The following is a 23,143-nucleotide window of genomic DNA, read 5'->3' on the forward strand; positions in this document are numbered from 1 at the left end:
CTCACTAATTTAATGCAATTGGTATAAACTATATAAAACGTAGTAAAGTTAGTCGAACTCACCATTTTGGGAATATAGAGGAATCAAGATGTCAAAAATCGTAAAAGTAATAGGTCGCGAAATTATGGACTCGCGTGGTAACCCAACTGTTGAAGCTGATGTACATTTAGCTGATGGTTCATGGGGCCGTGCTGCAGCACCTTCTGGTGCATCTACAGGTACTCGCGAAGCATTAGAGTTACGTGATGGTGACAAAACGCGTTATTTAGGTAAAGGCGTATTAAAAGCTGTTGGTTATATCAACAAAGAAATTGCTGACGCTTTAGCTGGTCAAAATGCATTAGAGCAAAGTACTGTTGATAAAGTAATGCTAGATTTAGATGGTACCGAAAATAAAGAAAAACTAGGTGCCAATGCAATCTTAGCTGTATCACTAGCAACAGCAAAAGCAGCTGCACAATCTAAAAAGGTTGAGCTTTATGAACATATTGCTGACTTAAACGGCACGCCGGGTGTTTATTCAATGCCACTTCCAATGATGAACATCATCAATGGTGGCGAGCATGCAGATAACTCTGTAGACATCCAAGAGTTTATGATCCAACCTGTTGGCGCTACTAACTTCCGCGAAGGTCTACGTATGGGCGCTGAAGTATTTCATAGCCTTGCTAAAGTACTTAAAGCTGATGGCCATTCAACAGCAGTTGGCGATGAAGGTGGTTTTGCGCCTAACCTTGCATCTAACGAAGCGGCTCTTGCTGCAATCAAAGTAGCTGTCGCAAACGCAGGTTACGAGCTAGGTAAAGATATTACTTTAGCGATGGATTGTGCAGCATCTGAGTTTTACGACAAAGAAGCAAACATCTACGACCTTAAGGGTGAAGGTAAAAAATTCACTTCTGAAGAATTTAACTTCTTCTTACAAGATCTTACTGAACAGTACCCAATCGTTTCTATCGAAGATGGTCTCGATGAGTCTGATTGGGATGGCTTTGCACATCAAACTAAGCTAATGGGTGATAAAATCCAATTAGTAGGTGATGATTTATTCGTAACAAATACTAAGATTTTAAAACGTGGTATCGACAACGGTATTGCTAACTCAATCTTAATTAAGTTTAACCAAATCGGTTCTTTAACTGAAACGTTAGCAGCAATTAAAATGGCTAAAGACGCTGGTTTCACTGTTGTTATTTCTCACCGTTCTGGTGAAACTGAAGATTCAACAATTGCTGATTTAGCAGTGGGTACTGCTGCAGGTCAAATTAAAACAGGTTCATTGAGCCGTTCTGACCGTGTTGCAAAGTACAACCAATTGCTACGTATTGAAGAGCAATTAGGCGATAAAGCACCGTACAACGGTCTTAAAGAAGTTAAAGGTCAGTAATACCAACCTGCATAAATCTTTGATCAATTTAACGAATTAAATTGCACTATAACGTCGTTAAAAATTTTTTATTTAGAACAACTAGATACAAAAATTTTTGCCTAGTTCTAGCGTAATTTTCTTAACGTTAAATAGACCCCATATATAAGCAGATTGGTATAATTCTATTTTATATAGAATCTAATATTTAATTTTAGATGATAAAATCCTCGCACAAGCGGGGATTTTTTATGCCTGATACTTTTTTCAAAGAGATGAAAATAAGTTATAGGCGTTAAGCTTGCTGACGCGCACGCAGTGCAAAAGGGATATCCACAAAAATATAAACTATTTATTTAACTCTCAAATTACTGTCTTTTAATTTAAGATTATAAAACTCTCGTAAATGCAGAAATCTTTTAACACCTACAGCTTTTACTCAAAAAGATGAGTACAAATCGTAGACGTTAAGCTTGCTGACGCGCGCACGCAGTGCGAAAAGGAAGATTCACAAATAATAACTCTTTGTTTAAATCTTACTACTTTACAGAGCACTCAAAGCTGAAATTGCTGTTTTAAAATCTCGCCAGTAAAGCTGGTTTTTAGATAAAAGCCACGGGGCAGGGTTTTTATTATTTGCCCATTAGGGCCAATGGCATCAGTGACTATTTTGCTATGGGCCGCTTTTGGGCGTATTTGCATTGCATCGCCTAAATGGCCCGATATTTCGTCAATTCGGCCAAGTGCAATTAACTCCATTTGCTCTTCCCAGTCGCGCTGTAATAAAGCGTCCTGCTCAGGTGTGGGTTGCCATAAAAAGCCACTGCCGATTGTTCTATCAAATGGAGCAATATCACGCTCGCTTAAAATAGGTAGCCATAAAACGTGATTAAGCTTTTTGCGAACGCTGCTGGTATGCCACGTCATCCCCGTCACGTTCATTAGTGGCGTTACAGATACAAATGTTGTTTCCAGTGGTTTCCCTTTATAAGAAATAGGGAGTGTTTTTAGCTCTATGCCTAAATCTTCAAAATCGGGTAGTGGTTTAGAGCCTGCAGTTGCACCTAAAACGTATTCTATTAATTGTCCCGTCCAGCCTTTTTCTCGCAGTAAATCGTCAGGCGTTTTAAAGTTATACTCATTGGCTAATTGGCCAAGTGTCAGGCCTGCAATATTATCAACCCGCTTTATTAGGTCATTAATTGAATGTGGTTTTGTTGGTCGCATATCACTAATTTGAGTTGAATAAATCACCTTGTCATGATAGCAAATCAGCTAAGCCGTGGATATCTTTGCGTTTGTGTGTTTTTTGTACATGAGGTGTTTGCTGTAATTTTACACACGCTAAAAAGTGAGCGAATTAACTTAAGTAACTGAACTGCTTTGTAATTTTGTGTTTTATAGTTCAGCTTTAATTAAGTGAGATTAGAGTTGCAGGGATAAATACAGATGTATGAACAAGTTTATCCACAGATTCTGTGGAGAAAGTCAGTTTTTAGATCTCATATTGTGGATTTGTTTGCAAAATGAGCGTGTTTTACAAAAGTTATGCACAAGCTGTGGGTAAGCAGAGTAAAACTCGTAATAGTATTTGCCGTATTGCGGGTTATGTGGAACAATCATAAAAAATCGACTTACAAATGAGGCACTAAGGTGATTGATGCCGAAGGTTTTCGTGCCAATGTCGGAATTGTAATTTGCAATAATCAGGGACAGGTGTTTTGGGCCAGACGCTATGGTCAACATTCTTGGCAATTTCCCCAAGGTGGTGTTGATGATGGTGAGACAGCAGAACAAACCATGTACCGCGAGTTACACGAGGAAGTAGGGCTGCGACCAGAAGATGTAGAAATAGTCGCAAGCTCAAAACATTGGTTACGCTATAAATTACCCAAACGATTAATCCGCCGAGACTCTAGTCCGGTGTGTATTGGGCAAAAACAAAAATGGTTTTTACTAAAATTACGCTGTAAAGACGAAGATGTAAATTTACTTAAAACCCATCATCCTGAATTTGATGATTGGCGCTGGGTAAGTTATTGGTATCCTGTAAGACAGGTTGTATCGTTTAAACGGGATGTTTATCGACGAGTAATGAAAGAGTTTGCTCCTTTCGCCATGCCTTTTAATAAGAGAGAACAACATAAAGATCATTGGCGAAGTAAAAGGTAGTTAACTAAGTAACCTGGACTCTGGATAATAAATCTATCTCGAGCAGCTATTTTCAGCGTTCACTGCGTTGAATTTACTTAAAATAGGCAAGCTATTGACGCGTTAAGTTCGCCTTGTTTTCACTGAAAATCTCTGGCTAGAGAAAATAAAGTTAAATATCACCATGATTCAATACGTTAGTAAATCTCTTAACCAGAGTTCAGGTTAAGTATAAAATAAAGGAGCAGGGTATGCTGGCTACACTGAGATCTATTGCGGAGTCTGTATCGCGACAAGCGAATTTAGACAGCGCATTAGTGTGCTTTGTGCAAATGGTGAAAGATGCCATGAAAACCCAGTGCTGCTCCATTTATTTTGCAGATTACAGCCAAGACAATTTTGTACTTATGGCAACCGAAGGACTAAACCCCGATGCGGTAGGTAAGTTTAGAATTGGTTTTACCGAAGGTTTAGTTGGCCTAGTAGCGCAACGCGAAGAACCTATTAATATTGCATTTGCTAAATCGCATCCGCGTTTTAAGCTCTCCCCTGAAGTAAATGAAGAAGGCTACAACGCTTTTTTATCTGTACCCGTTGTTCATCAAAAAAAGTACTGGGTGTTATTGTTGTTCAACAAAAAATGGCGCGTGTATTCAGTCAAGATGAAGAGTCATTTTTAATTACGCTTTCTGCTCAACTGGCTTCACAGTTAGCACATGCCGAAATTAAAGAAGTTTTGCGCCAAGATGAATCATCTCATCAAACATCGGTATTAAAAGGCGTATCGAGTGCGCCGGGCATCGGTATTGGACAGGCATTTGTACTTTTGCCTAAACTTGATTTTAAATCGATTGAACTCAAAAAAGATCATGATACAACAGAGCAGCGCCGTTTGTTTACACAAGCCGTAGCTGCAACACGTAAAGAATTTAGTACCCTTTCGATGACGCTAAGTGATTCTATTCCGCACGAAGCTCTTGCTGTATTTGATGTTTACCAACAGCTGCTTGATGCAAAAAGTTTAGGCCACAATGTAGAAATGCAATTACAAGAAGGCTGGTGTGCTAAAAGTGCATTAAAAATTGTAATAGAGCGTTTAATATCTCAATTTAATGCCATGCAAGACCCTTACATAAAAGAGCGCGCCGTTGATGTTAAAGACATTGGCTTGCGGGTACTGCATCATCTTGTAAATACCGAACATGCTGTTAAAAATTACCCACCCAATACAATTTTGATTGCCAATACGTTAACACCAGCAATGCTTGCAGAAGTACCAAAAGGGCATTTAACCGGTGTCGTAAGTGTAAATGGCTCTGCAAATAGTCACGCGTCTATATTAACGCGTGCAATGGGTATTCCTGCTATTTGGGGTATAGAGGATTTACCTTTATTGCAGTTTGACGGTAAATCAATGATTTTAGATGCATTTGCAGGGCGTTTATACATATCGCCATCGCAAATGTTAATGGATGAATACACCGAATTACAGCATCAAGATAATCTACTTAATAATCGCTTTTTAGCGGAGCAAGACTCAGAATCAATTACGCTTGACGGTGAGCATGTTAGCTTATTATTGAACGCAGGCCTTGAGCTTAATACCGAGCAAAGTAGTTCACATATTTGTGACGGTGTAGGGCTTTATCGAACCGAAGCGTGGTTTATGCAAAAAGGTCAGTTTCCTTCGCAATCAGAGCAAGAAAATTGGTATCGAGAAGTACTAACTAGCTATCATCCCAATCCTGTGGTTATGCGAACATTAGACATAGGTGGCGATAAGGTTCTTGACTACTTTAACATAACCGAAGAAAACCCATTTTTAGGTTGGCGTGGTATTCGTATCAGCCTTGATCACCCTGAATTGTTTTTAGATCAACTCAAAGCCATGCTTAAAGCCAATATAGGTTTAGGTAATTTAAAAATAATGCTGCCAATGATCAGCGGAACCGAAGAAGTAGACGAGTCACTCGCATTGTTTGAGCAGGCTTATTTTGAGCTAAGTGAAAAATACCCAGAACAACAAATAGAAAGACCCGATATAGGTATTATGCTTGAAGTGCCATCAAGCGTATTTATGCTGCCAGAGTGGTCTAAAAAAGTTGATTTTTGCTCCGTAGGCAGTAACGATTTAACGCAGTATTTATTAGCGGTAGATAGAGCAAATGCCCGAGTTGCTGAGTTGTTTAATCCCTATCACCCTGGCGTACTTAGAGTGCTTAATAAAATAGCCTGCGAGTGCGAACAGTATGAGTTACCTTTTAGTTTATGTGGAGAGTTAGGCGGCGATCCTGAAGGTGCAATACTCCTTATTGCTATGGGATACAGACGTTTAAGCATGAATCTATCATCACTTAATAAAGTTAAGTGGGTACTTAGACGTTTAAGTGTAAGTGATATGGAACAATTACTAACTGCATGTTTGGCGCAGTCGACTGCAAAGCAAGTACTGCGTTTAACACGTAATTTTATGTTAGAACATCACTTAGGTGACTTGTTTTACACGCCAAAATAACTAAGTGCGTCGAATTAATTTAAATACGAAGATGCTATTAGTTTTATAATCCTTTAATATATAAGTCTCCAAAGGGTATTTGAGATTACTATGTATGACTTAGGTTTGTTAGTCGCAAGCTGCGCACTACTAGGCTGTATTGTCGGGTTTTTAGCGGGTTTACTAGGCATTGGCGGCGGTTTAATTATTGTTCCAGTACTCAGTGCGTTACTGCTGTCATTTAATGTAACCTCAGCAGATCATGTATTAGTGATTGCTATTGCAACGTCACTTGCTTCTATTTTATTTACCTCCACCTCTTCAGCGTTGGCTCATCATAAAAATGATAATGTGCCTTGGGCAATTGCGCCTTGGGTTATGTCGGGTGTGGCTTTAGGCGCGCTTATTAGCGGCTTTGCAGCAAGCCTTATTCCAGAGCAAATATTGCGCACTGTGTTTGCTGTAAGTGTTGTATTTATAGCAGGGAGAATGGTGCTCTCAACTCGTAATAAACCAATGTCAGAAAAACCGTTACCAGCAGGCCCTATTTTAGGCGGGATTTCGGCAATAATGGGCGGGTTATCAGGTTTAATAGGTATTGGTGGCGGCGCATTAATAGTCCCTATGCTTAATTATTTTTCGATTGATATAAAAAAAGCAATTGGTTGTGCCGCAGCCTGCGGAATTGTTATTGCATTATTTGGCTCTGTTGGCTATGTCAGTGCCGGCTGGCACGTGACTGATTTAGAACATGGTTTTGCAGGATTTGTGTATCTTCCTGCGTTATTTGGTATTGTATTAACGTCGTGGTTTGTTGCACCTATTGGTGCTAAAGCAACTCATTATTTACCTGTTAATACAATTAAGAAAGTTTTCGCGGTGCTGCTTGTAGTTATCGCAATTAAAATGGTTTTTAGCTAAAGGTTTATTTTTATGGCACTTGAGTTTCCTCAAATCGATCCAATAATTTTTTCAGTTGGGCCACTTAGCGTACGTTGGTACGGCTTAATGTATTTAATAGGTTTTGCATTTGCGATGTGGTTTGCAAATCGTCAAGCGTCAAAACCAAACTCTGGTTGGACTAAAGATCAAGTTAGCGATTTACTGTTTTACGGCATGTTAGGGGTAATACTAGGCGGGCGTATTGGCTACGTATTGTTTTACCAGTTTAGTTACTTTATAGAAAACCCACTGTATTTATTTAGAATAGATCAGGGCGGCATGTCGTTTCATGGTGGAACACTTGGCGTTATAACCGCCGTAGCAATTTTTTCGTGGACGCGCAAAAAATCGCTTCTTCAAGTAGGCGACTTTGTTGCACCATTGGTTCCTGTAGGGCTTTTAGCCGGACGTATTGGTAACTTTATAAACGGTGAGTTATGGGGCCGAGTTACCGACGTGCCATGGGCAATGGTATTTCCAACGGGCGGGCCGCTTGCGCGTCACCCATCGCAATTATACGAAGCATTTTTTGAAGGCTTAGTGCTTTTTTTAATCTTGCAATGGTTTATTAAAAAGCCTCGTCCGGCAGGCAGCGTTGCCGGTGTGTTTTTATTAGGTTATGGCGTGTTTAGGTTCTGTATTGAATACTTCCGCCAACCAGATGCACAACTCGGTTTATTTGCCGACTTTATTTCAATGGGGCAAATACTTTCGCTTCCTATGATAGTAGGCGGATTAGGGTTATTAATTTGGGCTTATAAGCAACCACAACACGTTACAACAGCTAAGGCATAATACAAAAAACATGAAACAATATTTAAAGTTATGTCAGCGTATTGTTGACGAAGGGCAGTGGGTAGAAAACAAACGTACAGGCACGCGTTGTTTAACTGTAATTAATGCTGATTTAGAATACGATGTAGCTAATAATCAGTTTCCGATGATCACCACACGAAAAAGTTACTACAAAGCAGCGATTGCTGAATTACTAGGTTACTTACGTGGTTACGACAGTGCTGGGCAGTTTCGTGATATTGGCTGTAAAACATGGGATGCTAATGCGAACGATAATAACGCATGGCTTAATAATCCTAACCGTAAAGGTGAGGACGACATGGGACGCGTTTACGGCGTACAAGGGCGTGGTTGGCAACGCCCAGATGGTTCAACACTTGATCAGCTCGCTAAAGTTATTAATAACCTAAAAAATGGCATTGATGACCGTGGTGAGATAATCACGTTTTATAACCCAGGCGAATTTGAGCTTGGTTGTTTGCGCCCGTGTATGCATACGCACACCTTTTCGTTGCTTGGCGATACCTTATATTTAACGTCTTATCAGCGCAGTTGTGATGTGCCGCTTGGCTTGAACTTTAATCAAATACAATGCTTTGTATTATTGGCGCTAGTAGCTCAAATTACTGGTCATAAAGCGGGTAAGGCATACCATAAAATTGCCAATGCACATATTTATGAAAACCAACTTGAGTTGATGCGAGATGTGCAGTTAACACGTCAGCCATTTGCATCGCCTCAATTAAAAATTAATCCAAAAATTAAATCGTTAGAAGATATAGAAACGTGGGTAACACGAGACGATTTCGAAGTAACAGGCTATCAATGCCACGAAGCGATTCAATATCCATTTTCAGTATAATAAAAGATTAAGGAAAACATAATGAAAGCAGTGATCCCCGTAGCGGGCCTTGGTACTCGCATGTTACCAGCAACAAAAGCAATTCCTAAAGAAATGCTGCCAGTGGTAGACCGTCCTTTAATTCAATACGTAGTTAATGAAGCAGTTGCTGCCGGTATTAAAGAGATAGTGCTAGTAACGCATTCAAGTAAAAACTCAATCGAAAATCACTTCGACACCAGTTTTGAACTAGAAGCTACTTTAGAGAAGCGTGTTAAGCGGCAATTACTTGCCGAAGTGCAAGCTATTTGCCCTAAAGACGTAACCATTATTCACGTACGCCAAGGTGAAGCCAAAGGCCTAGGGCATGCTATTAGCTGCGCGGCCCCGATTATTGGTAACGAACCATTCGTAGTTATTTTACCAGACGTAATTATTGATGATGTAGAGAGCGATCTTAAAAAAGATAACTTAGCAGAAATGATCGCACACTTTAACGAAACCAAGCACAGCCAAATTATGGTAGAGCCAGTACCAATGGCACAAGTAAACCAATTTGGTGTAGTTGATTTAGGTGACGTTGAGTTAAAGCAGGGCGAAAGCTCGCCAATTATGAATATGGTAGAAAAACCACCTGTAGACGAAGCACCATCAAACTTAGCGGTAGTGGGTCGTTATGTGTTAAGTGAAAATATCTGGCCTTTACTTGCAAAAACTCCGCAAGGAGCAGGCGATGAAATTCAGTTAACAGATGCAATTGCGATGCTTATGGAGCACGAAAAAGTAGATGCATACGCTATAAAAGGCCGTAGCCACGACTGTGGAAGTAAAGTTGGTTATTTAAAAGCGACTATTGAATTTGCCCTACGCCGTGATGAATTTGCAGATGAACTAAAAGCATTTATTAAAGCGTTGATTTAATTTAAAAGATAACGTTAATAATAAAAAGGCGCCAACATGGCGCCTTTTTTAATGTTTAACCAGAGCTCTGGTTAAGAGATATACTAACATATTGAATTATGGTGATATTTAAATTTATTTTCTCTAGCCAGAGGTTTTCAGTGAAAACAAGGCGAATTTACGTGTCAATAGCTTTTGGGGATGAAGTTATTATCGAAATTTTGGGTTAAATACACTGTTGCAAACGTAGTATCTAAAAATACAGCAACTCAAAAACTGTTGTTATTTTAAGGATTGAATGTGTTTAAATGCGCGGTTTTTAAGTTATATTGTTGTTTTTGTGTTAATTGGCACTAAATTTGTATTAAATGTTTTCTTAAGGATAAAGGGACCCGCATTAATTGTTTGTTAAAACACAATTAAAGCTGAAATGAGTTGTTCCCATAGCCTATTTAAAGTTAAACGCTTAGTACCAACTTGCAATAATGTTTAATCAAGCGAATTGGTATAATTTATAAGAATGTTTAGCTGAAATGTAAGTGTAATTACACTGCTTTCAGGATAACGAATACATGTTTAAACATAAAAATAATAATAAAAATATAATTCTGAGTCTTTTAACGTTTGTATTTTGTACTGCCTGTGCTTCTACGTCAGAAGTAAACCAGTTAGAGCAACCAAATAATTTACCAGAATATGTGTCAATCACAGCCTTAGAGCTTGCTCAGTTAAAAGATGCAGCAATGCAATGGCAACAAGCTAGAGCGGGCCTTGAGCGTATTTTAAGGCTCGAAAAAGAGATCACTTATTTAGTTGACCATATCGACATTATTAACACTAAAGCGATAACGCAATCCAACCAACGTTATACTCGTGCTGATACACGCAATCCTACAGCTGCTCATACCATAAAAGCGCTTTCGAAAGCGCCTAAACATAGCTACAGTAAAAAACGGGCTGTAAAATTAAATACGCTTAAGCATTCATTTTCATTACAAGTGGCATCAGTTAGCTCTGAGCAAAGCTTAAAAAAGTATGGCAAAACCTGAACATAAAGGCAGCTCCATTGTTTAGAAAAAAATAGAGACTAACGTAGAGCAAATCCGTATTAACGATAAAACATTTTACCGCTTAAAACTGGGTTCATATCAAAAGTTAAATAACGCCAAAGCAGATTGCGAAGTATTTAAACTTTATAAACTCGATTGCATAGTAAGTAGTTACACAGATAAACCCATTAAACTATAGTTTAAACAAATAGTTGAGGTAGGCATGTTAATCGGGTTTAGGTTAAGCATTGGTGTAGGTTAACTAGCAAAATTATTCAAACACCTTTTAGGCATAATAATTGCTTTATCTTTTGTATATTTGAAAGAGGATGGCAATTATGCGCCTTTTATTACCCCTATTATTAGTTAACTTAGCCGCTTGCAGTTTGATACCGCAACCAGCGCCAAGTATAAGCACACACGCTCCTAAAGCGGCTATGGCACCTTACACAGTTAATGATTATGTAAATACGCTAACAGTGCAGCTTAGTCATTTAAAAGAGCCGTTAAGTCGTAATTCCCGCATTGGTGTAAGTAGCTTTTATTTTGCTGATGGGCTCGACACCAAGTTAATGACAGAGCAAGCTTCAGGGCTTAGCCAACAAATCCAAGAAAGTCTATTAACCCAAATGACCCAGCTTGGTTACCATACGGTAGAGTATAGATTAGACAATAATATAACATTATCGAGTAATGCCGATAATGTACTAAGTCGCGATTTAAATAAATTACGTGAACGTCAAAAAATTGACTTAATAGTTACCGGTACTGTGACTCGTCAGCAGCATGCATATATAGTAAATGCGCGACTAGTTAATATAAACAGCAAACAAGTTTTATCAGCAGGCAGTACCGAGATCCCTATTAATGTAATGTGGGGTAATGAAAAAATTCAGCAGCGCGACGGCCTTTTATACCGCAGCGAATACTAATTTGGAGCACAAAATGAGAAACCTACTAATTACATTATGTTTGCCATTGGGATTTGGCTGTTCGCAAATGTTTAATGGCATGGAGTCAGAACAAGTAGAAGAACCGCAAAGCAATAGCCCTGTAATGCTTGTAAGTGAGCAACGCGAAGTTGCGTCGCCTGTTGTAAATAATCAACTTTTTCAGTCTGGGTTGGTTGAGCAAAATAATTACACTAAATCAATGCCCGCCAAGCGTAAAAATATTAACCATTACGTGCGTGGCATAATGCAAGACATGGTCGAAAACTTACAGTACGTAAATGATAAAACACCACTTGCTGTTTCAAGCTTTGTATTTTTAGATGATAACTACAACGATGGCAGTTTATTAGGAAATCAGATATCAGAAAGTTTTATGCACGAACTGCATAGTTTTGGTATACCGGTCATTGATTTTAAAACAACCGACTTTATGCGAGTAACACCGGCGGGTGACTTTGTATTTAGTCGCGACTATTTAGAGTTAAATCAAGATCAAAATTTTAACTACGTCCTAGCCGGTACCTTAGTGAGCCACCAAGGGGGTATTAGTAAATGCTCGTATTGTTGGTTTGAAAAGTAAAGCGGTTGTAGGCAGTGCACAAGGCTTTATTCCTCAGTCAGTTGTTGATGCGCTTAACAGCAGCTACCGAACTGATGGTATAATGCTTAAGCAAGCGGATGAGTGAGGTGATTATGCGTTATACATTAAACAGCGTGCTTAGCGCTTTTAGCATGCTAGCATTGGCTGGGTGTTCTATGACACACATTACTCAACAGCAACAAAACACAAATACCCGCGTAGATGTAAACACACAGCATGAGCAAACACCGGAAATGCTGTCGTCGGCTAAAGTAGATGTACATGACGAATACGATTCATCACAACAATTTATGCCCCTTAACCACCATCAAACATTGGTTAATTATGTAGAGCAAATGGCCCTCGATCTAGTCGACACCCTCGAATCAGGTAATGATACTAATGCGCATTTAAATATTGCGGTTACAACCTTAGTTAATTTAGATGCCACACTAAACAACACAAATCAGCTTGGAAATCAAATATCTGAAACCTTAATCCATCAATTACAAAAATTTGGTTATGGTGTCGTTGATTTTAAAACCACAGAAACCATAGACGTAAATAGCCGTGGCGACTTTGTTTTATCGCGTGATATAGCAAAACTTAATGAAGACCAAATGGCCAGCCACGTACTTGCAGGTACTTTAATTTATCGACGTAATGGCGTTGCGGTCAATGCGCGTGTTATTAACATAGACACCAAGCAAGTTGTTGCCACTAGCCGAAAATTAATACCGTTATACGTACTAAATAAAGAAGATATATACTTATCAAGCAATTAAGTTCAGTTGTCGCTTGATATAAAAAACCAGATACCGTTATAATTCACATCTCTAAGCACACAGCTTATTTGTGGCCTCTTAGTTAAATGGATATAACGGCCCCCTCCTAAGGGGCAGTTGCAGGTTCGATTCCTGCAGGGGCTACCAATTAAATCAATGAGTTATGGTTTTACTTTCTGTTCTTCTGCTTCTGTGTAGCACATATGTAGCAGTGTGCTTTTAATTTTAAATGGATTTTCATGCCTAAAAATATAAAAAAATAATAAGTATTATTTTTTATAGCACACTTATATTAGTCTTTTATAACTTACTTTATTCCTTTGGAGCATTCAAAGAACTCTATAGTTCATGGTCTGAATCCTATCTTGCTTTACCTTTAATTATTCGAAATATTCTAATCGTCATTTGTGGCTTTACTATTTCACATCTCTTTAAAAGTGTGGGAGCTTACTATGTCGAATTTGACTTTACTCACTTGATAAAAAAACAGCAAAAAGGGATATCTGTTTTAAGAGTGACAGTATTAGTTACAATCGTTATGTGGATAATTTTTTATCAAAATTTAACTTTTACATGGTCTATATTTTTATCTTCTATTCATATTTTTTTACTTATTTATATAGGAAAGATAATAGCTAACAAAGACTACTTATTTTTCTACTTAAATTATGTGAGGGCAATTTTTAAGTATCCTCAATTACATAGAGCTACTGAAGAAACCAGTTTTAATGAGACACCTATAAAATCTACTATTCATGATAAATATAATCGAGTTGCTACTGCTCAAAAGTTAAAAGATAAATTGACGGGTTATGATGGCAAGAGTTTTAGAAGGATTGCTTTAGTTGGTGATTTCGGTACAGGTAAGTCTAGTACGCTTAATATGTTAGAAGAGCTAATTAATAAAGAGCAATATTATAAAAAAGGACCTAATGAAAAGTGGCTCTTTGTTCATTTTGATGCTTGGGGGAAGGCAAATAACAGTAACGATATTCAAGGTCAACTCCTTGAAGAGGTGATATTTAATTTAAGTAAAACTATTGAAACGTCTTCTGTTCGAGAGTTACCTAAGCAGTATCTATCAGCAATGAAAGATGTACATATAAGCAGTAAATTATTTTCCAATTTTCTTTCAGGTGTATTTTCGGCTGAGCAGCAACTTAAAGATTTAAATTTGCTCTTAATAGAAAATAATCTCCGTCTCTGCATATTTATAGAAGATATGGATCGTAACCATGACGTTATTAAGGTCACTAACTCTATTGCACCTCTATTAGATAACTTTAAGTCAACTAATAAAATCAGTTTCATTTTTGCTTTGGGTTACAGTGACGGAGCTACACAAATCATATCTCGTGTAACAGATTACAGAGAAGACTTACCCCCTATAGATTTTACAGAAGGGATTAAAATATTAGCATTTGAACAGCATAAGCTAGCAAATTTAAAAAGGGTTGAGTTGTTTTATGAAAAAACTAATTCTGATTGGTTACTGAATAAACGTTGTTATAGAACTCTATACGGTAGAAAATCAGTAAGTACCATAAAAGTTATAAAGATGCTAAATCAGTTAATAGCTTCAGCCAGAGAGTTTGAAGCAATTAAAAGAGAGGTAATTAGTAGTTGGTCGCTTTTAATTGGAGAGTTTAATTTTGATGATTTGTTAATCTTGACTACTTTAAAAATTTCTTGCCCTTTGGCGTATGACTTTATACATATTAACATCCAATCTCTTCAGGCGGCTGATTATAAAGAGGACTTATTAAAAAGTTGGGATGCTATTGATTTTAATCAAATGACCTATAAAAAAGATATCAGTTTTAAGTTAGTTAGCTACCTATTCCCAATGTTAGGCTCCTCTTCAAACAAAAGACCACAATCTATTGCTGAAAGTTCAGTTAAGAACTACTGGAATATATACTTAAATAGCAGCTCCAAAATAAATATTGAATTTAGTGACCAAGTACTGTTCAATCAAATGAAACAATTTGATGATCAAGTGTTAGAGGAGGGGAATATAGCATTTATAGATAAGATGGTAGGCAACCCTCAGTTTATTGAGTTTGTAAATTTTTTTATAATTTAAGAGCGGACTCTTTTAATTATGATTTTTGGCAAAGAGTTTTACTAGCTCATCAAGAAAGATCATCTGCTCTTATAAAATTATCTAAGGCAGATTGGGAGAGCCTTAATCAAATAGGGTTGATAGCTGAGTCACTTTTGAATAATTTAAGTTATATACCTAAGAAAGCCCCTGTATTTAAAAAGCATTTTAGTTGGGCAATTAAACATTCATTATTATATTGTGAGGTTTTAATTAATCGAGAAGGTTTTAGAGAGTATAACTTTAAGAGTTTATTTACTGAGACTTTTTTAGAGAAAGTGACTAACTTTTCTGAGTTCACAAATTTAACCAAAGGATACGATGAGTATATTGACTTATTATTTTCTAGCTTAGCTATCGAACAAATTAACTCTGAACCAGAAGGGGGTTATGAAGTTAATCATTCACATCAAAAATTAGATGTTGATATAAATAAAAAATTACATAAACTTCTTTTTGAGTTTGTTCTTGATATTACCAGTAATTCTGATGCTACAGAGTTTTACCAGAGACTATTAAAGAAAGGTACGACAGTAACAAAATCGGAAGGAATCATGCGTACTAGTACGGAACAACATTTAATAGACTCAGGTGCAATAATGCTGTTAACAAGTAAAAATACAATGCATTTAGAGAAACTGTCTTTATGCGAACATGGTGAAGTGCTTAAACAATTTTTAGATTTTAAAATAATTGATAATTAAGGTTTGATTAGTTGTATTGGTACAGTTATTTACAGAACTCCAAGTAAAACCCTTTTTGCCATTCTGGCAATGGTAAGCTAAAGGTAATTTTTTTGCTTAATCAACAAAACAACAAAGACACCCATTCTAATTTTTGCACTTTGTAAAACGAAGTACTAGGCTTTATTTAGTGCAAAAAACAAGCAGGGTGTTACATGGCAATCGCAAGAAAGCGTCAAGTAAGTTTGATTGATACAACAAAACAACAAAGACACCCATTCTAATTTTTGCACTTTGTAAAACGAAGTACTAGGCTTTATTTAGTGCAAAAAACAAGCAGGGTGTTACATGGCAATCGCAAGAAAGCGTCAAGTAAGTTTGATTGATACAACAAAACAACAAAGACACCCATTCTAATTTTTGGAAACAACAAAGACACCCATTCTAATTTTGCACTTTATTAAGAATAACAAAGGCACCCATTCTAATTTTTGTAACAAACAAAGACACCCATTCTAATTTTGCACTTTATGAAACGAAGTACTAGGCTTTATTTAGTGCAAAAAACAAGCAGGGTGTTACATGGCAATCGCAAGAAAGCGCCAAGTAAGTTTGGTCGATACAAAATATTATCACTGTATTTCACGTTGTGTTCGCCGTGCTTTTTTATGTGGCGAAGACCATTTCACCGGTCAATCTTATGAGCATCGTAGAGGTTGGGTTGAAGATAAGCTGCTTGAATTAGCTAAGGTATTTTGTATTGATGTATGCGCTTATGCAGTGATGAGTAATCACACTCACTTAGTACTGTATGTTGATGATAAAAAAGCAAACAGGCTGAATGATAAAGCGATTGTTATTCGCTGGCATAAACTCTGTAAAGGCACATTGTTAACGCAGAAATATGTACAAGGTGAAAAGCTAAGTAAAGCTGAACTTATCTTTTTTAATCAAACAGTAAAGGAATACCGAGAGCGCTTATCAAGTATTAGCTGGTTTATGAGGTTATTAAATGAAGACATTGCGCGCAGAGCAAATAAAGAAGATAACTGTACTGGCCGTTTTTGGGAGGGACGATTTAGATCCCAAGCATTATTAGATGAAGCAGCACTTGCCGCCTGTATGGCGTATGTCGATTTAAATCCCATCAGAGCCAAAATGGCAAATACACCAGAGGAATCAGACCATACCAGCATCAAACAACGCTTAACACGGGCAAACGAAGGCAAGCAACCAAAACAACTGCTCCGCTTTGCAGGCATGCCACGTCAAATAATGCCAAAAGGACTCCCGTTTGAGCTTAAATCGTATCTTGAACTTGTTGAGTTAACAGGGCGTTGTATGCGAGAAGATAAACGCGGGTATATTGAAAGTACACGCTTACCCTTACTCGAAAGAGTAAATATCTCCCCCGAAAACTGGTTAAAACTCACCACACAATTTACACGCGTATTTCACGGTGCAGTAGGGAGGCCCACTTCACAAGTGAGTTACTGTGAAAACTTAAACCGAAAACGGCGAGCGAATATAAGTAACTGCGAAAAGCTACTCGCATAACGTTTAAACAACTCAATAAAAATTAAAACTGCAATGATGCAGCTATTTTCATGCGCGTAATTTAAGTTTAACAGTGATAATGGCTTATTTGGTAATCCCCCGAAAAATAATAATATAAAAAGAAATGAATTCTTGGTCAAAAAAGTAAATTTAATGACACAATATTATTTGTACAATTAGATAGAGTGGCTGTCCTGTTTAATCAGTTAATCAGTTTAATCAGCCTTTTACTTCGAGTATGAGTTCTCCATCGTAATAGCTTTGTAAGTATGCTTTATTATTTTTATACACAAAAAAAGCGAGTAAACGTCAATTTACTCGCTCTATTAATAGTTTAAAAAACGCTAAATTTTAATGTCTAACCATCACTTGTAATTGTATCGATTAACTCACTAAGTACGGCTTCAGCTTGGCTTGTTTCTACTTGGCAAGTGCCGGCATTTAAGTGCCCGCCACCATTATATTTTAAGCATAGCTCGCCAACATTGGTGTTTGAGGTACGGTTGGTGATTGATTTACCAATTGCGTACACTACGTTTTGCTTTTTAAGGCCCCACAGTTTATGAATTGAGATGTTGCAGTTGGGGTACATGGCGTAAATAACAAAGCGGTTGGTAGCGTAAATAGTTTCTTCTTGGGTTAAATCAAGTACCACTAAATTTTTATGGACAGTGGCGCATTGAGTAATTTGCTCTTTTGCTTTTTCGTTATGCTCGTTATATAAAGCAACACGTTCGGCTACATCTTCTATTTGTAGTATTTGTTCAATGCTTTGGTCTTTACAGGCGTCAATGAGTTTCATCATTAATTGGTAGTTTGAAATTTTAAACTCACGGAAACGGCCTAACCCTGTGCGTGCATCCATAATGAAGTTCATTAATACCCAGTCTGTTGGGTTTAATATTTCGTCTTTTGAAAACTGAGCAGCATCACCTTTGTCTACGGCGTCCATCATTTCAACTGAGATATTCGGAAATTTTTCAGCGCCACCATGATAGTCATAAACTACACGTGCAGCCGAAGGGGCTTGCGGATCAATAATATGGTTTTTAATGTCGTTTGAGTTACGTACGGTTTCGCTAAGGTGATGATCAAACGCTATATGACAACCTGCAACGTAGGGAAGGTTGGTGGTAATGTCGTTTTCGGTAATGTCTATTTTGCCATCTTGCATGTCTTTTGGATGAACAAACAAAATGTCGTCAATTAGGTCTAAGTCTTTTAAAAGGACGGCGCATACTAGGCCATCAAAATCACTGCGTGTAACAAGTCTAAATTTATTATTGGACATAGCTATTCCATCATTTTAATTGAGTTATCAATTGAGTGTAACAGTAAATATATTATTTGAGAGGTCTGCTTTAAAAAATTTATAAAAATAAAAAGGCCAAAGTAAATACTTTGGCCTTTGTTAGCAAGTGTATGTGCAATGAGCAGTTTATGCGCCTGGGCCACATTCCATACATGAGTTTACAATGTCTGGGCCAAATTTAAGTTTGGCATTTAAGTCGCGAAGGGCGGTGCGTAACCCTTCTTCAATTACTGGGTGGTAAAATGGCATATCAAGCATTTGTGGTACGGTCATTTTGTTTTGAACAGCCCATGCTAGTAAGTGAGCGATGTGTTCGGCTTGTGGGCCAATAAACTCAGCACCTAAAAATAAGCCTGTGCCTTGCTCTGCGTATACACGCATGTAGCCTTTGTTTTTAAGCATTACTCGGCTTCGGCCTTGGTTTTCAAAGCTCACTTCGCCTATTTCAAAGCAACCACATGGGCCTAAACGGTCGGTAATTTGCTTGTAGCTTTCGCCGACCATGGCTATTTGTGGGTCGCTAAATACAGCTGCAATTTTAGCTCTGCGCAGACCTATACGCACATCTGAAAAGCGCCCTGCATTTTGACCCGCAATAGCACCTTGGTCAGATGCTTCGTGTAGCAGTGGTAGCATGTTGCTGGCATCGCCTGCTATAAATATGTTCGACTCACCACATTGCATTGTGTGTGTGTCTGCGTGCGGTACGCCGCGTTCATCAAGTTCAATACCGGTGTTTTCAAGGCCTAGTTTATCTACGTTAGGTACTCGGCCTGTGGCTGCAAGTACGTAGTCAAACTGTTCGGTGTGTTTTTCACCTTGTTTGTCGGTATAAGTTAGCTGTGCTTTGTCGCCAACTTGCGTCATGTCAGATACGTTTGAGTCGGTATCTACAAAAAATTCTTCAGCAAAAACGGTATTTGCGTAGTCTTTTACGACTGGGTCTGTAAGTGGACCAATTGCGCCGCCTACACCAAATAGTTTTACATTTACGCCTAGTCGGCTAAGTGCTTGGCCAATTTCAAGACCTATTACACCAGGGCCAAATACAGCGACTGATTCTGGTAGGTCATCCCAATCAAATACGTCGTCGTTTATAATAAGTTTGTCGCCAAAGTTATTAAATACGCCAGGGTATGAAGGGCGTGAACCGGTTGCAATTACAAAGCGTTTTGCTGTAATAATTGTGTGGTCGTCTATTTGTACGCGGTTTGCGTCTAAAAATTTAGCGTAACCACGAATTTTATCACCATCTGGTAATTCATCTACGGCTTCTACTACGAATCCTGCAAAACGATCTCGTTCACTTTTTACGCGTGCCATAACTGCTTTGCCGTCAATGACTGGCTTTGAGCTATGCACACCAAATGCAGGTGCCATTTCAATTGCGTGTGCGGCTTCGGCGGCTGCAATCAATAATTTACTAGGCATACAACCAACACGTGCGCATGTTGTGCCATATGGGCCTGATTCAATCATTAATACATTTTGTGTGAACTGTTTAGCATTACGATAAGCACTTAAACCAGCTGTACCTGCGCCTATAACAACAACATCGGTTTGCAATTCTTTCATAGTAGGTATCCTTTATTAAACAGGGGCAATAGGCCCCTGTTAATTTTTACTTAATTAAGCAAAGTATTTTTCTAAATCGTCTGAGCCGCCAATGTGTTTACCACCAATAAATATTTGTGGAACAGTATCACGACCAGATACAGCTTTAAGGCTTGTTAGTGATGCGCCTGCACCCATAACAATCTCTTCATAGGCGAAACCTTTTTCTGCAAGTAGCTCTTTCGCTTTTTTACAGAAAGGGCAGCCAGGTTTAGTAAAGATGCTTACTGGTTCTGGTTTAGCTTGCTTAGGGTTGATGTAGTCAAGCATTGTGTCTGCGTCAGATACTTCAAACGGGTCGCCTGGTAAATCTGGTTCGATGAACATTTTGTCAATTACACCATCTTTAACCAGCATAGAGTATCTCCAGCTGCGCTTACCAAAGCCTAGGTCATTTTTGTCTACTAACATGCCCATGCCGTCAGTAAATTCGCCGTTGCCATCTGGTAATAAAGTAATGTTTTGCGCTTCTTGATGTTCAGCCCATGCGTTCATTACAAATGTATCGTTTACTGATAAACATACAATTTCGTCAACGCCGTTTTGCTTAAGTACGCCTGCTAATTCGTTGTAGCGCGGTAAGTGAGTTGATGAACATGTTGGTGTAAATGCACCTGGTAGTGAAAACACTACAACCGTTTTACTTTTAAAAATGTCATCTGTTGTTACTGATTTCCATTCGTTATTTTCACGAGTTGCAAATGTAACACTTGGGATTGTTTGACCTTCGATATTGTTTAACATAGTTTTTGTTCCTCTTGATTTGTTGATAGCCATTATGGTGAATAATTAAATATAGTTCCAATCGTTTGTTTGTATTAAACTGATAGCTATAAACTATCAGGTGGAGCTGAATATGAACTTAAAAGATTTCGAATATGTAAAAGCAATCGCGCACTATAAACATTTTCGTAAAGCTGCCGATGCCTGTTTTGTTAGCCAGCCTACATTAAGTGGGCAAGTAAAAAAACTTGAACAAGAGCTGGGTGTTGTTTTATTTGATCGTTCCACCAAGCAAGTTACTCTTACGAGTAAAGGCGCTCGTTTATTGGCGCAAATAGAGCTGATTTTAGAGCAAACACAAATACTGAAAGAATTAGCCGCGACATCAAATGAACCCCTGCAAGGCAAATTAACCATTGGTATAATTCCTACCATTGCGCCTTACTTGTTGCCTGCGTTATTAACATCAATGAAAGCGGCATTTATTGATAGTCAGTTTTCGTTTATTGAGATGCAAACAGCAACAATTTTAGAAGCTTTAAATAATGGCGAACTCGACTTTGCTATTTTAGCCGATGTGCCAGAACTTATTAATTATCATACGGTTGCTCTATACAAAGAAGATTTTTTAGTGGCGGTATCACAAGATAACGCGCTTTCTAAGCATAAAAAAGTGGCGTTAAGCGACCTTCAAGGATGCAGCCTTCTAATGTTAAGTGATGGCCATTGCTTTAAAGATCAAGCCCAAAAGTTTTGTTTTTCTGCAGGAGTCGATGTATCTAATCAGTATAAAGGTAATAGTTTAGAAACATTATTAGCGTTAGTGGCCATGGATGACGGTATTACATTTGTACCAAAGCTTGCTTGCACAGAGCGGGCGGGTATTGACTACATGCCTATATTTCCTAATCAGCAGCGTAATGTGGTATTTGCATGTCGAAAGCATTATCCGCATTTATCTGGTGTAGAACAATTGGGCGAGTGGTTGTCTGCTCACCCTAATTTAAAAGCTAAATTAACTAAAAAGGTTAATTAAAGATCTTGGCTGATTATTTCTACTACATCGTTAATTTGCACGCCAGGTAGTGGTTTGTCATCAATACTGACTGCTACTGCGGTTTGCTGATAAAGCTGTTCAACGCGAATGGTGTTAAGTGTGGTTACTTTATGCGGCATAACATTACCCGCTGCATCCGTTAAGTAATTATGATGTGCAATGCTGAGCAGTTGGCCTTTTTGTAAACCGTGTGCTTTACCTAAATTAATAACAATTTTGCTGTTTTCAATGTGCATTATTTTACCTTGCGTTGGTAAACACGCCATTGCAGCTTGTATGTCGTAACTTAAAGAGTGATTTATTTCACTTATGCTTTGCCCAAAAGGTGATTGCCAAAACCTATCACTGTTTACGTCAATTATGGCTGTTTTTTCGAATGGCCAAATTGCTTGGCTTTGATAGCTATTTTGCCAAAGTTGCTCGTACGTTGTGCCATCAAACAGTGTTAATTCTATTTGGTAGCTACGCTGGTAGCTTTCATCTTGCCAAAACGCATATTCACTATTGAGTTTATTACTGGTCGATAGGTTTGTTATTTGGCTTAATAAAACATATTGAGCGTTGCTGCGAGTTGCAATTTCTTCTAACTGGGCAGTGGAGTAATCATGTTGTTGAGTAAAATATTTATCAACTTTGATAGCGTTTTTGTAATAGGCAACAGGTATTGCACTCATTTTTGATTTTTGCAGCGCCGAAAAAATATTTTTGCTAACCGCTTTATCTATGTCAAAAATTTGACCCATTTTTGCTTGCTCGCGATGATTAAGCTGGCTTTGGGTTACAGCTAAAAATTTATTAAAGCTGTTTTGCGGGCATTGTTCTGTTTGAGCGAAAATGTCTAAGCGCAGTGTGATTGCAAATTTATCGTCGTATTTATTTTCGCTTATAAGCTCAATTTTTTGAATTTCACCGTGACTGCTAATTTTAAGTTGATCTTGCATTAACACGCCATCTACCAAGGTTTGCACTGAGCTTACTCTTGCGCCTGAAAATACTAAAGCTTGGGTTATTGCGTCTTTTACAGCAGCAGATTTGGCTGCGCTCATATCCCCATTTTGAACAAGTGCGTGCCCAGTCGATTCATACCACTGCGCTTTTGTAAAAGGTGAAAACGTTAATAAAGCAGTTGCGCTTAATCCTACAAATACTGATGATAAAAACGATTTCATACACTTACTCCAATTAAACTTTAGCTAGTAGTGTGTTTAGAGCAAGGACTATACCAACGTTGTTTTGA

The 23,143-nt window shown here is 38.1% G+C and carries 17 protein-coding genes, 1 tRNA gene and 3 pseudogenes; 16 read left to right on the forward strand and 5 right to left on the reverse strand.

Annotation, left to right across the window (positions count from 1 at the left end):
* Positions 1-88 precede the first annotated feature (88 nt).
* On the forward strand, positions 89-1,387 hold the full coding sequence (gene eno / locus P4S65_RS08595) for a phosphopyruvate hydratase (protein ID WP_007377517.1): 1,299 nt from the start codon (positions 89-91) through the stop codon (positions 1,385-1,387).
* Between the two features lie 534 nt (positions 1,388-1,921).
* Here the strand turns inward: eno and mutH are convergent.
* Complete coding sequence (gene mutH / locus P4S65_RS08600; RefSeq protein WP_007377516.1) at positions 1,922-2,593, reverse strand: DNA mismatch repair endonuclease MutH; 672 nt, start codon at positions 2,591-2,593, stop codon at positions 1,922-1,924.
* A gap of 426 nt (positions 2,594-3,019) precedes the next feature.
* Between mutH and rppH the strand changes: the two genes are divergently transcribed.
* From rppH to P4S65_RS08670, 14 genes and pseudogenes are all read left to right on the forward strand, one after another.
* On the forward strand, positions 3,020-3,538 hold the full coding sequence (gene rppH / locus P4S65_RS08605) for an RNA pyrophosphohydrolase (protein ID WP_002958704.1): 519 nt from the start codon (positions 3,020-3,022) through the stop codon (positions 3,536-3,538).
* A 230-nt stretch (positions 3,539-3,768) separates the two neighbouring features.
* Positions 3,769-6,032: pseudogene (gene ptsP, locus P4S65_RS08610) on the forward strand (phosphoenolpyruvate--protein phosphotransferase).
* Between the two features lie 90 nt (positions 6,033-6,122).
* Positions 6,123-6,932, forward strand: a complete 810-nt coding sequence (locus tag P4S65_RS08615; protein ID WP_337119960.1) for a sulfite exporter TauE/SafE family protein — start codon at positions 6,123-6,125, stop codon at positions 6,930-6,932.
* Between the two features lie 12 nt (positions 6,933-6,944).
* Entirely contained in the window at positions 6,945-7,748 is an 804-nt protein-coding gene (gene lgt, locus P4S65_RS08620; RefSeq protein ID WP_007377512.1) for a prolipoprotein diacylglyceryl transferase, read from the forward strand.
* A gap of 10 nt (positions 7,749-7,758) precedes the next feature.
* Positions 7,759-8,610, forward strand: a complete 852-nt coding sequence (locus P4S65_RS08625) for a thymidylate synthase (protein ID WP_007377511.1) — start codon at positions 7,759-7,761, stop codon at positions 8,608-8,610.
* A gap of 21 nt (positions 8,611-8,631) precedes the next feature.
* Complete coding sequence (galU, locus tag P4S65_RS08630) at positions 8,632-9,510, forward strand: UTP--glucose-1-phosphate uridylyltransferase GalU (protein ID WP_007377510.1); 879 nt, start codon at positions 8,632-8,634, stop codon at positions 9,508-9,510.
* A 551-nt stretch (positions 9,511-10,061) separates the two neighbouring features.
* Positions 10,062-10,737, forward strand: a pseudogene (locus P4S65_RS08635) (SPOR domain-containing protein).
* 139 nt (positions 10,738-10,876) lie between these two features.
* The gene (locus P4S65_RS08640; protein ID WP_007377507.1) at positions 10,877-11,470 is read left to right on the forward strand and encodes a FlgO family outer membrane protein; all 594 of its coding nucleotides are present in this window, start codon (positions 10,877-10,879) and stop codon (positions 11,468-11,470) included.
* Between the two features lie 13 nt (positions 11,471-11,483).
* Positions 11,484-12,177 (forward strand): annotated as a pseudogene (locus P4S65_RS08645) (FlgO family outer membrane protein).
* A 7-nt stretch (positions 12,178-12,184) separates the two neighbouring features.
* The gene (locus P4S65_RS08650; protein ID WP_007377505.1) at positions 12,185-12,856 is read left to right on the forward strand and encodes a FlgO family outer membrane protein; all 672 of its coding nucleotides are present in this window, start codon (positions 12,185-12,187) and stop codon (positions 12,854-12,856) included.
* A 72-nt stretch (positions 12,857-12,928) separates the two neighbouring features.
* A tRNA-Arg gene (locus tag P4S65_RS08655) sits at positions 12,929-13,003 on the forward strand.
* Positions 13,004-13,370: 367 nt separating this feature from the next.
* Positions 13,371-14,942 carry a P-loop NTPase fold protein gene (locus P4S65_RS08660; RefSeq protein ID WP_337119961.1) on the forward strand — a complete coding sequence of 524 codons (1,572 nt, stop codon included), beginning with the start codon at positions 13,371-13,373 and terminating at the stop codon, positions 14,940-14,942.
* Between the two features lie 134 nt (positions 14,943-15,076).
* Positions 15,077-15,664 (forward strand): hypothetical protein, encoded by a 588-nt coding sequence (locus P4S65_RS08665; protein ID WP_337119962.1) that lies wholly within the window; start codon positions 15,077-15,079, stop codon positions 15,662-15,664.
* Positions 15,665-16,225: 561 nt separating this feature from the next.
* Positions 16,226-17,200: a transposase gene (locus P4S65_RS08670; RefSeq protein ID WP_007377502.1), complete on the forward strand. Its 975-nt coding sequence runs from the start codon at positions 16,226-16,228 to the stop codon at positions 17,198-17,200.
* Between the two features lie 358 nt (positions 17,201-17,558).
* Here P4S65_RS08670 and P4S65_RS08675 read toward each other — a convergent pair whose 3' ends face one another.
* From P4S65_RS08675 to P4S65_RS08685, 3 genes are all read right to left on the reverse strand, one after another.
* Positions 17,559-18,491: an exopolyphosphatase gene (locus P4S65_RS08675; protein ID WP_337119963.1), complete on the reverse strand. Its 933-nt coding sequence runs from the start codon at positions 18,489-18,491 to the stop codon at positions 17,559-17,561.
* A gap of 147 nt (positions 18,492-18,638) precedes the next feature.
* Positions 18,639-20,087 carry a dihydrolipoyl dehydrogenase gene (locus tag P4S65_RS08680; RefSeq protein WP_337119964.1) on the reverse strand — a complete coding sequence of 483 codons (1,449 nt, stop codon included), beginning with the start codon at positions 20,085-20,087 and terminating at the stop codon, positions 18,639-18,641.
* Positions 20,088-20,141: 54 nt separating this feature from the next.
* Positions 20,142-20,870 (reverse strand): glutathione peroxidase, encoded by a 729-nt coding sequence (locus P4S65_RS08685; RefSeq protein ID WP_033040958.1) that lies wholly within the window; start codon positions 20,868-20,870, stop codon positions 20,142-20,144.
* 112 nt (positions 20,871-20,982) lie between these two features.
* Between P4S65_RS08685 and P4S65_RS08690 the strand changes: the two genes are divergently transcribed.
* A complete protein-coding gene (locus P4S65_RS08690; RefSeq protein ID WP_007378718.1) occupies positions 20,983-21,885 on the forward strand; it encodes a LysR substrate-binding domain-containing protein in 903 nt (300 codons plus the stop codon).
* Here P4S65_RS08690 and P4S65_RS08695 read toward each other — a convergent pair.
* Positions 21,882-23,075, reverse strand: a complete 1,194-nt coding sequence (locus tag P4S65_RS08695) for a flagellar assembly protein FlgT (protein ID WP_337119965.1) — start codon at positions 23,073-23,075, stop codon at positions 21,882-21,884. The genes P4S65_RS08690 and P4S65_RS08695 overlap by 4 nt on opposite strands.
* Positions 23,076-23,143 lie beyond the last annotated feature (68 nt).

The organism is Pseudoalteromonas sp. B131b (genome assembly GCF_037162545.1).
Taxonomy (GTDB): Bacteria; Pseudomonadota; Gammaproteobacteria; order Enterobacterales; family Alteromonadaceae; genus Pseudoalteromonas; species Pseudoalteromonas fuliginea.

Bases quoted from the DNA above. Each gene is read 5' to 3' on its own strand.
- eno (WP_007377517.1), top strand. From the start codon at position 89: ATGTCAAAAATCGTAAAAGTAATAGGTCGCGAAATTATGGACTCGCGT.
- mutH (WP_007377516.1), bottom strand. From the start codon at position 2,593: ATGCGACCAACAAAACCACATTCAATTAATGACCTAATAAAGCGGGTT.
- P4S65_RS08615 (WP_337119960.1), top strand. From the start codon at position 6,123: ATGTATGACTTAGGTTTGTTAGTCGCAAGCTGCGCACTACTAGGCTGT.
- lgt (WP_007377512.1), top strand. From the start codon at position 6,945: ATGGCACTTGAGTTTCCTCAAATCGATCCAATAATTTTTTCAGTTGGG.
- P4S65_RS08625 (WP_007377511.1), top strand. From the start codon at position 7,759: ATGAAACAATATTTAAAGTTATGTCAGCGTATTGTTGACGAAGGGCAG.
- galU (WP_007377510.1), top strand. From the start codon at position 8,632: ATGAAAGCAGTGATCCCCGTAGCGGGCCTTGGTACTCGCATGTTACCA.
- P4S65_RS08640 (WP_007377507.1), top strand. From the start codon at position 10,877: ATGCGCCTTTTATTACCCCTATTATTAGTTAACTTAGCCGCTTGCAGT.
- P4S65_RS08650 (WP_007377505.1), top strand. From the start codon at position 12,185: ATGCGTTATACATTAAACAGCGTGCTTAGCGCTTTTAGCATGCTAGCA.
- P4S65_RS08670 (WP_007377502.1), top strand. From the start codon at position 16,226: ATGGCAATCGCAAGAAAGCGCCAAGTAAGTTTGGTCGATACAAAATAT.
- P4S65_RS08675 (WP_337119963.1), bottom strand. From the start codon at position 18,491: ATGTCCAATAATAAATTTAGACTTGTTACACGCAGTGATTTTGATGGC.
- P4S65_RS08680 (WP_337119964.1), bottom strand. From the start codon at position 20,087: ATGAAAGAATTGCAAACCGATGTTGTTGTTATAGGCGCAGGTACAGCT.
- P4S65_RS08685 (WP_033040958.1), bottom strand. From the start codon at position 20,870: ATGTTAAACAATATCGAAGGTCAAACAATCCCAAGTGTTACATTTGCA.
- P4S65_RS08690 (WP_007378718.1), top strand. From the start codon at position 20,983: ATGAACTTAAAAGATTTCGAATATGTAAAAGCAATCGCGCACTATAAA.
- P4S65_RS08695 (WP_337119965.1), bottom strand. From the start codon at position 23,075: ATGAAATCGTTTTTATCATCAGTATTTGTAGGATTAAGCGCAACTGCT.